Raw genomic sequence first — 15,105 nt, 5'->3', positions numbered from 1 at the left:
CCGGGGTCAATAGGTGCGCAGGGCGGCCGGCCGCGGCATCGGCGCATCCGCGGCCGGCCGCGGCATCGGCGCATCCGCGGCCGGGGCGCCCAGGTCGAAGAAGGCGCGGTCGGCCGGGGCCACCCCGCCGGACTGGCCCGGCCAGTTGGCGAGGCTCGGCCGGCGCGGCACGCCAACGGGGGCGAGCGGCGGGGCCTGGACCGGCAGCGCCGGAACGGCCACCTTTTCCTCCCGCGTCGGCTTGCCGTCGACGCTGACGGTGCGCTTCACGGTGAGCGCCATGAACACTCGGACGTTGGGCTTCTGGACCGCCACCTGGGCCGCAGCCGCCGGGACCAGGGCCGTCGGTGTGGTGGCCTTCTCACCCGCCTTCTCGGTCTGCGCCGTCGCCTCAAACATCAGCAGAGGCTCGTCGCCGCTGCCCGGCCGGCGGTCGCGCTGGGCGGCGGCGTGCTGGCGGGCCAGCGCGAACAGCGACCACGGCCCCTCAAAGTCGTAGCGCAGGGACGGGCCGTCCACCGACGCGCCGACCCCGACCCCCGCGGTCGGCAGCACCGTGCCATCCTTGGCCCAGCGCAGCGTCACAGAGAGCTTGTCGCCCGGGTACCAGCGCACCGGCTTGCGCGGCGGCATGCTGGAGACCGCGCCGTTGGGCGTGGACAGCCGCCACTCGATGATGTCGCTGCCGCCGGCCTCGCGGTCGCGGTTGACGCGGAAGGCCGGGTCGATGGACAGGCCGCCGCTCTGGTCCGTGGTGATGGCCGCGGTCAGCAGAGGCCGGGCCTGGGCCATGGTCTCCACGAAGCGCAGCGCGTCGCGCCCCGTCGCGCCGAAGCGCTCGCCGCGGCGCAGGCCATTCAGCAGGAACTCGCCCTGCGCCTCGAACCGGTCGTAGAAGACACGCACCGCCGCCGGGTCGGCCGCGTCGGCGTTCAGCGCGGTCGCGAAGGGGAAGCGGTTCGCCAGCGTCTCGTTGAACTGCCCGGCCAACTCCACATAGGCGTCGTAGACGCGGGCGTCGGCGGCAAGGCGGCAGCGGTTGGCGATCCACTGCTTCAGTTCGACCAGACGCCCCTGGAAGAAGTCGCCCGAGGGCCCGTCGATGCCGCCCAGCCCCTGGCAGCCGTTGGCGTCGATGGCGGCGGACTCCACCGTCACGAATTTTTCCAACTGGGACAGCGAGCTGTTGGGCCGGCCGCCGTCGTACTTGTCCAGCTCCGCGATGATGCGCGACCACTTCGCGGCGACGCCCGTTCCCTTGTTGGCGCCCATCACCGGGCGCTCCAGGATCTCCACCACCGGGGCGGCGATGTCGTGGGCGAGCGTCGCGACCTCCTGCCGCGCGTTGCCGAGGTAGAGCGCCAGCCCGCCGGGGTTCGCCTGCCCGAACAGCGTGTAGGGCACCAGCGGGCCGTCCACCCAAACGTCCAGCGCGTGGGAGTCGGGCTTGTAGAGCTGATCGCCCTCCAGCAGCCGGTCGGCCTGCGCCAGCACCGCGTTGGCCTGCCGCGCAACGATGTCGCGGATGGTGTCGGCCGAGGCGCCGAGCCCGATCTGGCGGAAGGACTGCATGGTCTCGGCCAGCACCGGGAAGGCCACGCGCAGGGCGCGCGCCGATTCCCGCAACTGTGCCAGCCCGCCGGCCCGGTCCACGCCGTTGCCGGCCGGGCTGCCGACCAGCGCGCGGGCCAGGATCTGCTCCACCGCGCGGCGAAGCTGGTGCTGCGCCGCCGCCTTCATGGAAGCGCGCAGCACCGCCGGGGCCTGCGGCAGGTCCTTGGCGTCGAACAGCAGGTAGTCCTCGACCAGCGGCGGGATGGTGTCGAGCGCCGCCCGGTCCCAACCGCCGGCGCCGGACGTGATCGGCGCAACGGCGCCACCATCGGCAGTGCGCGCGAAGCGGCGGCCCATCCACACCGACAGGGTCCGACGCAGCTGCTCCGCGGCCGGGGCGAGGCGGGCGCCACCGTTCGGTGCCTGCACCAGCAGTCGGCCGATCACCGAATCCAGGGTCCGCGAGCCCACCCCGGCCTCGTCATAGCGGCGCTGCGCCAAGTCCATCACGTCGGCGCGCAGGTTGGGGCCGAGCAGATCGGACTTCTCAAGCTGGCCGAGCAGCGTGTCGAACTCCGGCGGCAGCACGGGGCCGTTGGCACCGACCCAGGCCCCGCGCTCGGCGCTCAAGCCGCGGGAGGCGTCCTCCAGGCTCGACAGCACCTCCGTGTAAGAGGCGGCAGCATCGGCACCGATGCGCGCGCCACCGGCCAGCAGCTCAAGCTCGTTGGCGGCGACCGACAGGCGAGCCGCGGCAAGCCCGCCGATGGCGAGGTCGCGCAGGTAGGCGTCGGCGAACTGGCGGAAGCGGCGGTTCACCTCGGCGCGATAGCCGGCGAGGTCGATCGGCCGCTGCGCCCCCGGCCCGGGTGCGGGAATGCCGCTGCCATTCGAAGGCTGGTCGAAGCCCCAGCCGCGCATCCGCGCCGTGAAGCCGCGCGCGACGCCGGAACCGAGCGCGAACTCCAGCAGCTCGTCCAGCGGCATGTTCGGGTCGCGGGCGTCGACGTTGTTGTAGGCGCGAGCCAGCCCCTCCGCAATGCCGACCTCGCCCGCGAAGGCGCGCAGCCGCTCGAACTCGCTGACGCCCACCGGGCCGGTGCCGGCGTCGCGCGTCAGGCGGCGCAGCCGGTCCTCCGCCACGTCGCGCACCGTGGACAGCGCCAGGCGACGGTAGCCGACCGCCAGCGCGCCGGACACCCCGCCCGGCACGCCGCTGATCCAGGAAGCCGGCAACGGGTTGAAGCTCCAGTCCACGGACAGCGTGGAGACGCCCTGCACGAAACGCGCGGCGGGGTCGCTGTAAGCTGCGGTCAGCGGCGATCCGGCCTCGACCGCCGGACGCTGGTCGGCCAGTTGCTGGAGGCTGCCGGGAATGTCCGCCAGGATCGGCACCAGCCGATCCGACAGGGTGGAGGCGCGCTGCACCCCCATCCACAGCAGGAGCAGCGCCGTCGCCGCGGCAAGCCCGGTGCCCACCGGCCAGGCATACCGGCGCCACGCCCGCGAGGCGGCCAGCGCACGCGTCGCTTTGGGCAGCCCGGCTTCGGGGAAGATCTTGCGGTTCAGCAGGTCGCGGCCGAACAGGGCCGGCGCGTCCGGGTCGGGGCGGCCGGTGAAGTAGAGGCCGCGGACGTAGAGCGTTTCCTGGTAGGCGGTGCGCTTGAAGGCGGTGCCGAGCATGGCCCGCAGCGCGGCCTCGGTCCCGGTCAGCCGCTCGGTCAGCGCGAACAGCGGGCCGCCGTCCGGCGCGGCGGAGGCGCCGAACACCTCCAGCTCCACGGCCAGCATGCCGTCGGCCACCGTCTGCATCGCCTCACCAACGAAGTCGGGAGAGAAAGCGGTCTCAAGCGCGTAGGGGCTGGACCAGCCCAGCATGCCGCCGGTCATCGCGTCGGGAAGCACATCCGCCAGCGTGTCAAAGCCGGGGACCGCCTCACAGCCTGTGACGACAACATAGACCGGCAGGGCGAAGCCCAGCGTGCGCTGGATTTCCCACAGCCGCGCGTACAGCTCCGTCCCGCGCGCAGTGGCGCGGCGAACGTCGTCCAGCTCGGCCAGCGGAACGGTCAGGATCAGCCCGTCGGCCGGCAGCATCGGCCGGCGCCGGCCCAGCTGGTCGAGCACGCCGCCCCAGGCGGCGCGCGGGTCGTCCACGTCGATGACCACCGCCCGGTCGTAGAAGCGCCAGGAGAAGCCGGCGTGACGGTCGGCCACCACCGGCGGCCGGACCTCCTCTGCGCAGCCCAGCAGGCCGGCGTCGTCGGAGGCGACCACGCCCGTGCGCAGATACCAGGGCACCAGATAGACGTTGCGCGACAGCGTCTCGCGGTAGGCGGCGAGGCCGGCGCGGAACAGGCGCCGGATGTCGCGCATGGTGACGTCCGGCAGAGCCGGTACCGGCACCGACGGCGACGCGCCCTCCTCCGCCACGGCGTCCGGCGGCGGCAGGGCCGCGGGTTCGGCCGGGGCCGGAGCGGACGCGGCGGCGCGCCCACGCATCAGGATCACCGCCATGACGACGATGATCAGGACGACGAGGACCAGCAACCCGGCGAAGAACCACAGCTGGTGGCCAGCGATGCCGGAGAGGACGGATGCGAGGATGTCCATGGCCGTCCCCTCCTCAGCGCGTCACGCGGAGCGATGCTTGCAGCACCGCATCCGCCGCGCTCGACAGCTGGGCGGTGGACATCCACCACAGCGCCTGCCCCAGAACCAGCCACACCCCGGCGATCGCCCCCAGCACGACCGGCCAGCGCGGCCCGCGCGCCAGCGTGCGCGCCTTGCTGTCGGTCAGCGTGTGGGCGTAGGCGGCGGGGATCAGCGTCCGTCCGGCCGGCAGCAGGCCCGCACCCAACTCCGACTCCCGCCCCGCGATGAACTCGAACAGCCGGGCGCTGTAGTTGCGCAGCGTGGATTCGCCGCCCGGCACCCGGTACCGCCCCTTGAAGCCCATGCCGAGAACGCAGAGATAGACCGCGGCCAACTGCACCAGCCGGCGGTCGTTGCTGGCCAGCAGGGCCTCCATCCGGTCGAACACCCGCTCGCCGGCCAGCCGCGTGCGGAACAGCGCCTGCTCCAGCAGGACGCCGCGCCAGATCTCCCGCCCGGTCCACTCCACGTCGTGGATGAACAGGTCGTCGGCCAGCGCCGCCATGGCGTATTGCGCCTCGCGGTGTTGGCTAATCATCAGGTCCGTGGCGGTCCGCCCGACCTGGACCGCCTGTGCCTCCAAGAAGTCCTGAAGGCGGCGGATGACGATCTCCGCGTCGGGTTCCAGCGCCAGTGAAGGAACACCGATGGCAGACGGCCCGGCGCCAAGCGCCGGCAGCGCCAGCACGTCTTCCGTCAGGAAAGCCGGCAAGGCCTCGGCCGGCTCCGCGCCACCCTCAGGCTTGCGCGCGGGTTTGGCGCGGCCGTTCTCGATCGCGGCGCGGTGCTGCTGGAGTTCCCGCGCGAAGGCGAGGAAATGGTCGACCAGGTCTCGGCGGTGGAGCATGCGGTCAGGTCCTTCCTCAGGCGGTCACGAACAGCGTGATCTCGACGGGGCGGAAGCGGCTGCCCAGCGAGTCCGGGTTCCAGATTTCCAGCCGCTCGCCGGGGGCGATGTAGCGGGGATCGACCTTCACCTCGAAGGGCACCACCCCACGCGGGGCGGCCACCCCGCCCTCCCCGCTGTCGTCCAGCGCGATGCGGTCGGCGCCTTTCACGCGCAGGCCGGACAGCGCCTCCAGCTTCGACCGCGAGGCGACGATGCAGTTCTCCATCCAGGCCGCGACCTCGCTGACCGACGCAGCGGCCGGGCCACGCACACCGACGACGAGCCGGCCCTTCAGCCAAGCCTCCTCCATGGGCAGCCCGAACATGCCGTCCTCGAAGGTGAAGGGGATGCGGGCGACGCCTTCCTTCACGCGGTCGATCATGCGCAGGATGAAGTCGCGCACCTCGCCGAAGCTGGCCATCGGGTCGTCGTGGTCGTAGCGCGACAGCTTGGCCGGCACCGCGCCGCTGGCGAAGGCCGACAGGTGGCCGGCGAGCGTGCAGAGCGACAGGTAGACGTCGAAGGGGTGGCAAACGCCGACGCCCAGCTGCGCCTCCAGCGGCGGCAGGCCGGTGACGAGGCTGCGGATCTCCACGCGCGCCGCCTCCGCCAGCTCCGTCGTCGCGTTGCCGCTGCCGACGCCGGAGCGTTCGGCCAGGAACAGCGCCTTCTCGCGCACGCGCCGCACCACCTCCGCCCCCAGCCGGCCGAGCGAGGAGTTGGCGGTGACGGCCAGCGCCGGCGGCACGAAGTCGGTCAGCACGAAGGCGTCGTTGCGGAAGGTCGCCTGCGCGATGGGCATGGACACGAACTTCTGCGGCGGCTTCTGGTTCGGCCCGGTGGTGGCGAACAGGGCCAGCCGCGGGCGCAGGCGGGCGATCTGCACCTCCTCCCCGCCGTGCAGGTCGGGCACCGGCGCGCCCTCCACCGAGACGTAGCGCGGCGTTTCGCCCGGACCCGGCGCGCGGTCGCCGCGCGCGGTCGGCACGATCAGGTAAATGGTGATCTGCGTCTGCCCGACCGGGTCGGCGTAGGCGGAGATGTCCACCTCCAGCGGCTCGTCCGCACCGGCGTGATAGTCCACGACCAAGCCATCGGGCATGACCGCCTCCAGCTCCCGCACCTGGACGAGGCCGGAGACGAGCTGCACGCGGTCGACCTGAAGGTGCGAGACGCCCCAGTGGAAGGGCCGCGCGTGGCGCAGGTGGTAGGTCAGCTGCCGCTCGTGCCGCAGGGCCTGCTGCTGGAAATGCTGGGGCGCCAGCAGCATGCCGTCGTGCCACGCGATCGCGTCGGGAATGTCGCGCGCGTCGGTCATGCGGTCCTCGTTTCGGTGCGGTGGCAGGCGGTGGTGCTTGCGTCAGGGAGCCAGTTCGACATCTTTGTCCCCGGCGGTGAGGGTCAGCGTTCGGATGTCGGGCACGCGCAGGCGGTGCGGCCCGGGTGTGGCGTAGTTGGCGAAGACCAGGATGGCCCAGGCGGGTTCCTGGTCCGGCAGTTCGGCCTGGAGCTTCTGGCCGGGCACCAGCTCCCAGCTCGTCACGCCGACCGTGGTCGGGTGGTCGCGCAAGGTCTGCTCCCGCTGGCCGAACCAGTCGGCGGCGGTCAGGGCGGCCAGCTTTTCCACCAGCGCCTTGTCGCGCACGGCCACCATGTCGATGGCGACCGGCGTGGTGTCGTTGGCGGCCGGCGCCACGGTGACCGACACCGTGTCCAGCCGGGCCGCGGGCTTGTCCGCGCAAGCGGTCGCCAGCAGGGCCAGGGAAAGCGCGGCGGCGCCGCGCAGGCGTGGGGGGATGAACGGCATCATGGCGCGGGACGCGCTCCCGGTTCGGCAAGGGTGACGACGGTTCCGGAGACGCCGGCCGAGCGCGACAGCGCGTCGAGCGCCGCGGAAGCCTCGTCGGCGGCGGCATAGCGGCCGCTGCGCACGGCGTAGGCGGCGGACTGGCCGGACTCTGGCGCGTAATCGACAGTGGCCGACACGCCGCGCTGGGCGGCAGCGGCGGCAAAGGACTCCGCGTTGAAGGAGGTGGCGAAGCGCCCAAGTTCGACCGCGTAGACCCGCGGCGGCGGGGCGGCCGTGACCCGGCTGGTGCCGTCGCCGTAGACCGTGTCCTTCAGCGAGCCTTCCACCGAGTCCTCGACCCCGTAGGCGAACTTCTCCTTGGCGTGGAAGCTCGCGCGGTCGATGCTTCGCGCCACTTGGCTGCTCATCCACTTCGGCAGGAAGCGGCGGGCCGCCGCGCCGGCGCCCTTGGCCACGGGATCGACGAACATGGCGTTGCCCTCGCGGACCACGTCGCCGGCCTCGTCGGCGGTTTCGACGATGGCGCGGTTCGCTTCGTAATTGTTCTTCAGGCGCTGGCGGGCCGCGGTGGCAAGGTCGCCGCCGGCTGCGGCTTGCGATGGCGCGGATGCGGCGGACGCCACGGACGGGCCGGCGCCCGCCATTGTGTAGGTGGCAAGCAGGAAGCCCGAGAACACGGCAACCACGACGAGCGCGAAGAGGCTGCCGGCCAGAGCCGCCACCTGCCATCGCCCGAGCGTGATCGTCATCATCGCGAAGCCCCTGAGATGCATCGGTCCGTCCCGCCGGATGGGCGGAGTTCCAGCGTGATTGAAGCATCCCGCGCGCGGATCTTTGCGCCTTGTCTGGTTCGTTCTGGCGCAGTTCGGGAGGGGCGGCCCGGACAACCCCTCCGGTGCCGTGAAAGCCTGCAACTCCGCCGGGTTAATCCGTTGGTCCGATCTGGATCATTCGCCGCCGGCTGGCTTCGCCGGAGCCACGGGTGAAGTTGGGGGCAAGGCCAGCTCTTCGACGACCACGCCATTGAGGCCGGCAATACGGTCGTACTCGACCAAGCGTGCCTCTGCCTGCCAGCGGTCGGCGAAGGCGCCGGCCCGCACCCGCCGCCAGGTCTGCCCGGCGGCGTCCACCGTCTCCACAATCTCCACGGGCAGCTTGCGCTCGGCCAGCGCCGCAGCGAACTGCTGGGCGTTCTCGGCGGAGCGGAACACGCCCAGTTCGACGGCAAAGCGCGCTTCGCCCTTGGCGGGCATGGCAATCGGTCGCACAGGAACGGGGGGAGGTCCCGGTGGGGGTGGGGGTGCGTCCGCCTTGTTCGGTTCGGCGGCCTTTCCATCCTTGGCCGGTGCGGCCGGAGAAGGCTCCTCCTTTGCCGGAGAGCCCTTGGCGGACGGCGCGCCATCCTTGCCGGCTTCGGCGGTCTTCGCGTCTGCCGCTCCCGGCAGTCCGCCCCCGGCCAGCAGGTACCCTCCCCCAAACGCGAGGCCGAGCAGCAGCACGGCCACCACGACGATCAGGACCTTCTTCATCGCCGCGCCCTCACGACGGCTTCCCGCCGCACAGGCGTTGCATGTCCGGCGTCGGGCGCTGGTAGCCGAGCCGGACGCGCCGGTCGAGGACCTGGCAGAGGTAGGTGTCCTGCGCCGCAGGGTCGCTGGCGTGGTAGCGGCGCACCGCCTCCGTCCAGGAGCCATGGCGGTCGTACAGTTCCCGCAGGAAGCGGGCGGCGTAGGTGACGTTGATGGCGGGGTCGAGGATGTCCTCGTCCGCGGCGAAGGACCCGGCGTGCCAGCGCGTGTAGATCTGCATGCAGCCCACGGCCACGTCGGCGCGCAGCGTTCCGACCTCGTCGTGCATCAGTCGCAGCGCCTCCGACCGCGTGGCGGGGAAGCGCGGCATGCCGGAGACGTTCAGCGCCCAGGGCCAGGGCATGCCGGCGCGGCCCGATTCCACGACGCTCATGGCGTGCAGGATGCCGCGGGGGATGCCGTACATCGCCTCGCTGTTGCGGAAATGCCGGGTGCACTGGAACAGCGCCGGCCCACCCGGCGGTTGAGCGGCCATTTGCGCCGATGCACTGCCGCCCCACAACGCCAACAATGCCAGGGCCGCCGCCATCGCGCCACGCCCGATCATGCCCGCACCCGCAGCGCAACGCAGAGCCGGTCCTGCGGCATCGGCGCGCCGCCCGCGTGCTCGGCCAGCGCCGCCGACACCGCCGCCGCGACTCTGTGCGCCGACAGGTCGTCGAGGTTGCCCAGCGTGTCCGTCATGCGCGCGCGCCCGAACCCCACGCCAAACCGGTTGGCGCCGTCCAGCAAGCCGCCGTTGCACAGCACCAGCGTGCTCGGCACGGGCAGTTCCAGCGCGGTCTCTGTCACCGCCATCCCCGCGTCGAGGCCAAGCGGCGGGTTGGCCTCGACCGGCAGGTCCACCACGTCGCCGAAGCGGCGCACGATGAAGGGCTCCGGCATGCCCGCCGCAGCGAAGACCAGCCGGCGGGAGCGCGGGGCCACGACTCCCATGGCAAGCCCGATGGCGCGTCCCGCGGCGTTGTCGGCGGCGAGCAGGCGGTTGGCTCCGCTCAGGCAGGCCGCCGGGCCCTGCCCCGCCTCAGCCAGCGTGCGCACCGCGGCGCGCGCCGTCACCGTCATGAAGCCGGCGGCGAGCCCGCCCCCCGACACTTGCCCAAGCAGCACGACCAGCGTCCCGTCGGCGGTCTGGAAGAAGTCGTAGAAGCTGCCGTCGAACTCCGCCGCCGGGCGCATCAGTCCCGCGGCCTCCAGGTCCGGAAGGTTCGGCAGGTCGGCCGGCAGCATGGCGGCCTGCATGCGCCGGGCGATCTCGAATTGCTTCTGGAGTTCCAGCAACTCCGTCCGGGTGTTCAGAGCGGCTTGGAGCTGCCGGACCATGCCGTCGAGTTCGGCGTGCTGGTCGCGCACGCGCTCCGCCATCACCTCGAAGGCGACGGCCAGCGCGCCGGGGTCGTCGGCGCGGTCGCCGCCCGGCCGTTCCGCCGCCGCGGCCTCGATCCGCGCGAGGTCGGCCAGCAACTCCCTCTGCCCCTGCTCCGGCAGGGTCTCGGCCAGGCGGAGCATCTGCTTGCGGATGAAAGCCTGCTGACGCAGCCAGTGGCGGGCGCGCCGCTCCTGCGCGTCGCGCAGCGCGCGGCTGCGGTCGCGGAACACCTCCACCGTACGGGCGAGTTGCCCGGCCTCGTCGTGCCGCTCCGCCCCCAGCACCGCCACGCTGGTGTCCCCGGCGGCCAGCGCCGACAGGGCGGACATGGAGGCGTAGACCGGGTTGAAGGTCCGCCGGAAGAACCAGTCGAGCCCCAGCGTCCCGGCCGCCAGGACCGTCAGCACCACCAGGATCGTCGTGGTGTCGAGCAGGCTGTCGGCCATGGCGACCAGCGTCGTCTCACGCGCGGTCACCAGGAACAGCGTCGTCCCGCCCTCCGCCCCCGCGCCGGCCACCTTGGGCAGGCGCAGGCTGCGGATGTCGTAGGCGCGCTCCGCGATGGTCGCGCGGGCGGACTCCGCACCGTCCGTGCGCAGGGCCGGGCGCACGTCGTTCCAGGCCAGCGGGCCAGCGTGCCCGTACAGCTTTCCATCGGCGTCCGTGAGGTAGGCGGAACCGCCATGCACGTCGGCCAGGGTTTCCAGGCTGTCCGTCAGCGGCCGGACCGCAACCACCACCCGGTCGGCGGGGCGCTGTGCGCCGAAAGGCTGCGCCAGGAGAAGCTGCGCGGTGCCGCCGGACAGCACCAGACCGTCATGAACGTAGTTCTGCGTCAGCACCTGCCCGATGCGCCGCTCGTCGATCAGCCGCGCTGCGTCTCCCGCAGGCACGCCGAGCAGGGTCTGCCCGGCGCCGTTCAGCAGGGCGACGGAGGTCAGTTCCAGCGCGCGCAGCCGCTCGGCCGCCGCGGTCGCGTCGCCGCGCTCCAGCGCCGTGGTCAGGCGCGGGTCGCCGACGGCCGCCTTGGTCGCCGCGGCGGTCTGGTCGAGCAGCCCTTCCCACAGGCGCTGCACCAGCCGCGCCTCCTCCTCCGCGTGGCGGGAGGACACCACCTCCGTCCGCAGCAGCGAAAAGCCGGCCGCGGTGGCCAGCATCGCGAGGACCGCGCCGACAGCCACCGCCGTCATCCGCTGCCGCAGTCCGTTTATCACCAGCACCGACATCACAGCGCCTCCCCGGACGCGGCAACCGCGCGTCGGCGCGGCAGCGCGCAACGCCACGCGGTCACCGCCAGCGGCGGCAGGACAGCGATGCCGGCCAAAAGGCCGAGCGCCGACACCGCCACGGGCAGCAGCGCGCTTCCCGCCCCCATCCAGACCACGACCGCACCGCCCAGCAGGGTCAGCGCGGCGCGCGCGGCGACGAGGGCGCCGGCCTCCCCGGTCGCGGCCTGCCCGGCGTGCGCGATCCCCAACGCGGCGGCGACCACGACCGCGGTCATTGTCCCTGGCTCCACCGGACCGAAGGCCAAAACCAGACCGGCCACCGCCGTTCCGCCCAGCGCCGCCAGCGTGGCACCAGCGCCGCGCGGCGCCATGGCCGCCAGGACGATGGCGGCCAGCCAAGCCGGCATGGCGTGCAGCCAGACCAGCTCTGCGCTGTGCCGGAGATCCGGCGCCTCGCCGACGCTGGGCAGGCCGAGGCACAGGAGCGCCAGGACCGTCACCAGCCACAAGGCCCAACCCTTGGGGCGCGCCGTGACCGCCGACCACCAGCGATCCGGGGCCAGCAGGCTGCGCAGCGTGACCCGCGGCAGCGCCGGTCCGCTCCGCCCCTCCAGTCGCAGGGCGACGGTCGCCCCGACCAGCGTCGCCAACGCGGCGGCGACCATCCCGATCTCCAGGACCGCCCCGCCGGCGCACAGCACCGACAGGCCAGCGCCGGCGACGAGGCCGGCGGCGGCCGACACGGTCTGGCCGGCGCGCAGGGAGTCTCCGGCCGCGCGCACGGACCGGACGGACAGGACCGCCGCCAGTCCGCCGACCCCCGCGACGGCGACCAGCAGCACAGGCGTTCCCGCCGACAAACGCGACAGCGCCCAAACGAGCGCAGCCCACAGCAGATAGGCCAAGACCGCCACCGGCGCCGCGCGGCGGCCGAGCGCGTGGGCGACCGGCACTGCCAACGCCGTTCCCACCCCGGCGCCGAGCATCGCCAGCCCCAGGGGGAGGCGCTGCGCCGCGACCGCGGTCACGACGGCGAGCACGACGCCCGCCGCGAACAGGGCAACGTGGGGCAGCGGATCGCTGCCGCCGGGCGACAGCGCGGCCAGCCGGTCGGGGGCGAAGGCACCCAGCCGTTCCACGCGCGCGATCAGCGGGGCGACTTGGCCCGCCGCCGCCTTGTTGAAGCTGAGGTCGCGCACCTCCGTCAGGTAGCTGCGCACCCGCGCGAACCGGTCGTTGACGGTGATCACGACACGGTTCATCTCGGCCAGCAGCCTGCCGATCAGGCTCTGCTCGACCGGCGGTGCGATGCGGTCGTAGGCGGACCGCGCGAGGTTCGATTCCAGTGCTGCGACCAGACGCAGCGGCGCGACCACCAGGGAATGCAGCATGGCGCGCAGCAGCAGTCCGCCCATGGCGAGCGCGATGCTGATCGCCACGGCAAAGTCGATCAAGATGCGCTGGGCGTTGGCCGGCTGCGAGACGGCGCTGCGGCCCAGCAACACTTCCCCGGCCGCCGAAACACCATTGCGCACCGGGAAGCGCTGCACCTTGAGCCCCAGGGCGGACCAATCTGTCTCGGCCGGGGTCAGGCGTATCGACAGTTCCGGCCGCGCGGCGTTGGACTTCTGAAACAGCGGCCGGCCGCCACCGTCCACCACCAGGATCAGGTCGATTTCCGGGAACACGGCGGCGGCCTCGCCCAGGTAATCCTCCATCCCCGCCATGCGGTCGAGCGGCAGGCCGAGCGCCAGCGCCTTCTCCAGGTCGTGGGCGATGCCCAGGCCGACGATCTCCGCGCGCGATGCCGCCCCGCGGTCGGCCAGACCGGCAGCCGCGATCAGCGCCGCCGCCAGCGTGGCGAGCCAGGGCACCACGACCACCATGACCAGCAGCGGCATGAAACGCCGCATCGGGCGGAGCGCCTTCGGATCCATGCTCAGGCCCTCCCGGCGCCGGCGGGCGCGTCGTCGATGCGGGCGGCCTCCGCCTCCGCAGCGCGCAGACCGGAGAGCACGGCCGACAGCGGCTGTGCCAGAGATTGTTGGGGCACCGCGGACACGTCCGCCTGCAGCAGCCGGTTCTCCGCCGCGTAGACCTCCGTCCGCTTGCGGATGAAGCGGCAAGTGTCGGACAGCAGCAGGCGCGTGCCCATGACCGCAAGACCGGCGATGGCAATCAGGAAGACCACGGTGACGCTCGCCGTCTCGCGGAGCGCGGCCAGAACCTCCACCCGCGCGTCCTGCTGCGGGGCGTGGCCCAGCACGGCGCCGCTCGGCTTGCCGACGGCGTCCACCACCGGCACGCCGACCAGCACGCCGTCGCGGTCGGCGAGGTCCCAGGATTCCGCCGGAATGGCACCGTCGCCGGCCAGCCAGGAGGCCGGGGCCGGCGCGCCGACCGCGCTCTGGTCCGTGCCGAACAGCACCGTCCCGCGCTGGTCGACGACGTAGAGGCGCACGCCTCCACTGCCGGAAGACACCAGCTCGATCAGCCGTTGCAGGTCATTCTGATAGGCCAGCGGAAAGCCGATGGCCGCGCGTTCCGCCGCCGTCGCGGCGACACGGCCCGCCAAGGCTGTCACGCGCGCGGCGATTTCCGCGGTGTGCGCTTCCGCCACCGCATTGTGGAAGGCGAACAGCGTAAACACCTGCCCTCCGACGGCACACAGCCACAACACCAGCGCCAGGCGCCCGAAACCGTAGAGCATCGCCAGCCTCCCGATTCCGGCTATAACGGCTTTCACACCGGCAGGCCCCGGTAGATTGGGCCATGTTGGTTCGATCCGCTTTTGTGGCGGCCGGCCGCCTCGGGGTATCCCCGCAAGCCGCACCAGAGAAAGGGAAGGAATGAGCGCCAAGCGCCAGCCGACCAAGCCGGACGCCCGCCTGCACGCCGTGCTGGCGCGGCTGAAGAGCGACGCGCCGGGCGAACGGCTGGCGGCGCTCGCGGCATTGGAGCGGATGCTCCCGGCCGGGTCCTCCCTGCACGAGGTCATCCAGGTCGGGCTGTTCTACACCGACCGCGGCACCGTCGCCCCGTCGCTGGTGGAGGAGGTGGACCGGCTGCGTGGCGCGCTGCTCGACGCGGAGCGGCGGGAGGACCGGCTGCGCCGCCGCACCGACGCGGTGGAGGCCGCGGCCCGCGACGTGGTGCAGGAGGCGAAGCGCCGAAAGGGGTAACCGCTTCGCTCCGCAACGGACGCAGTTGCAGGGGCCTGCCTCCGGATGTGGACCAACAATCGATACCGCCGGACGGCCGCTTTCGCCCACGGTGCGCTGCGAAACGCCGTGCCGACCGGAGGCCCTTTGCCCACCATCACCGCGCCTTGCCAGCACTCCCTCCTGTCCGCCGTGGAATCCGCCGCGGCGACGCGGGGCATGACCGTTCCCGCCCTTATCCGCGCCTGCCTGACGGTGATCGGGCCGGAGGCGCTGGCGCCACTCCCCGATCCGGGCAGCCCCGAAACAGTCGACGTGTCCCACCGCACGGTGACGCTGAAGAGCGGGCGCCAGCGCCGCGTGCGCGTCGTTCCGAAGTTGCGCGTGCGCTTTGAGGCGCCGCTCGACGCCGCAACGGTGCGCAAGGCCGCCTGGGTCGCCGCGACGGTCGGCAGCATCGACGGCGCGCGGCTGATCACGGCCGGCGAGCTGAACGCCGTAGAATCGGAGATGAGCCGCTGCCGCCTGCGGCTGGAACAACTGACCGCGGCGCTGGAGACGCTGGCCTTCCGGCCGCTGCGCCAGCCCATCCGCAAGCCCTGGCAGGCGACCTACGTGCTGGGCTTCACCCACGAGTGGGGCCTGGACCCGCAGGCGGTGAACAGCCGCTTCCGCACGCTGGCCCCGATCTTCCATCCCGACACCGGCCTGCTGTCCAGCGCCGAGCGGATGGGGCAGTTGCTGGAGGCCCGCAACTTCCTGCTCCAGCACCTGCGGGACTGACGGTCAACGAATCCAGATCGATGCTTCGCGGTTCCAGCAATCCCTCCGAAACGGAGGTGTTCCACC

Annotated in this window: 12 protein-coding genes; 2 read left to right on the top strand and 10 right to left on the bottom strand. The window is 72.7% G+C overall.

Annotation, left to right across the window (positions count from 1 at the left end):
• Window positions 1-6: 6 nt before the first annotated feature.
• The 10 genes from M2351_RS37660 to M2351_RS37615 all read right to left on the bottom strand — a co-directional run bounded on the left by M2351_RS37660 (window position 7) and on the right by M2351_RS37615 (window position 13,805).
• Window positions 7-4,167, bottom strand: a complete 4,161-nt coding sequence (locus M2351_RS37660) for a type VI secretion system protein (RefSeq protein WP_264661095.1) — start codon at window positions 4,165-4,167, stop codon at window positions 7-9.
• Between the two features lie 13 nt (window positions 4,168-4,180).
• Window positions 4,181-5,056 (bottom strand): DotU family type IV/VI secretion system protein, encoded by an 876-nt coding sequence (locus tag M2351_RS37655; RefSeq protein WP_264661094.1) that lies wholly within the window; start codon window positions 5,054-5,056, stop codon window positions 4,181-4,183.
• A gap of 16 nt (window positions 5,057-5,072) precedes the next feature.
• Window positions 5,073-6,416: a type VI secretion system baseplate subunit TssK gene (gene tssK / locus M2351_RS37650; protein WP_264661093.1), complete on the bottom strand. Its 1,344-nt coding sequence runs from the start codon at window positions 6,414-6,416 to the stop codon at window positions 5,073-5,075.
• A gap of 42 nt (window positions 6,417-6,458) precedes the next feature.
• The gene (locus M2351_RS37645) at window positions 6,459-6,908 is read right to left on the bottom strand and encodes a hypothetical protein (protein WP_264661092.1); all 450 of its coding nucleotides are present in this window, start codon (window positions 6,906-6,908) and stop codon (window positions 6,459-6,461) included.
• Window positions 6,905-7,660, bottom strand: a complete 756-nt coding sequence (locus M2351_RS37640) for an SPOR domain-containing protein (protein WP_264661091.1) — start codon at window positions 7,658-7,660, stop codon at window positions 6,905-6,907. The genes M2351_RS37645 and M2351_RS37640 overlap by 4 nt, the downstream gene beginning before the upstream one ends.
• A 195-nt stretch (window positions 7,661-7,855) precedes the next feature.
• Window positions 7,856-8,437: an SPOR domain-containing protein gene (locus tag M2351_RS37635; protein ID WP_264661090.1), complete on the bottom strand. Its 582-nt coding sequence runs from the start codon at window positions 8,435-8,437 to the stop codon at window positions 7,856-7,858.
• Window positions 8,438-8,447: 10 nt separating this feature from the next.
• Window positions 8,448-9,044, bottom strand: a complete 597-nt coding sequence (locus M2351_RS37630; protein WP_264661089.1) for a transglycosylase SLT domain-containing protein — start codon at window positions 9,042-9,044, stop codon at window positions 8,448-8,450.
• Window positions 9,041-11,092: a PP2C family protein-serine/threonine phosphatase gene (locus M2351_RS37625; protein WP_264661088.1), complete on the bottom strand. Its 2,052-nt coding sequence runs from the start codon at window positions 11,090-11,092 to the stop codon at window positions 9,041-9,043. The genes M2351_RS37630 and M2351_RS37625 overlap by 4 nt, the downstream gene beginning before the upstream one ends.
• Complete coding sequence (locus M2351_RS37620; protein WP_264661087.1) at window positions 11,092-13,032, bottom strand: hypothetical protein; 1,941 nt, start codon at window positions 13,030-13,032, stop codon at window positions 11,092-11,094. Before M2351_RS37620 ends, M2351_RS37625 begins: the two co-directional genes overlap by 1 nt.
• 2 nt (window positions 13,033-13,034) lie before the next feature.
• Complete coding sequence (locus tag M2351_RS37615) at window positions 13,035-13,805, bottom strand: hypothetical protein (protein ID WP_264661086.1); 771 nt, start codon at window positions 13,803-13,805, stop codon at window positions 13,035-13,037.
• A gap of 139 nt (window positions 13,806-13,944) precedes the next feature.
• On the opposite strand from M2351_RS37615, the gene M2351_RS37610 reads away from it, so the two are divergent.
• Window positions 13,945-14,277, top strand: coding sequence for a hypothetical protein (locus tag M2351_RS37610; RefSeq protein WP_264661085.1), 333 nt, complete (start codon window positions 13,945-13,947; stop codon window positions 14,275-14,277).
• A gap of 126 nt (window positions 14,278-14,403) precedes the next feature.
• Entirely contained in the window at window positions 14,404-15,039 is a 636-nt protein-coding gene (locus M2351_RS37605; RefSeq protein WP_264661084.1) for a hypothetical protein, read from the top strand.
• Window positions 15,040-15,105: the final 66 nt, after the last annotated feature.

This window comes from Azospirillum canadense (assembly GCF_025961225.1).
Taxonomy (GTDB): domain Bacteria; phylum Pseudomonadota; class Alphaproteobacteria; order Azospirillales; family Azospirillaceae; genus Azospirillum; species Azospirillum canadense.
Note: the sequence above shows the minus strand (reverse complement) of the source record. Positions and strands in the feature narration are given on the sequence as shown.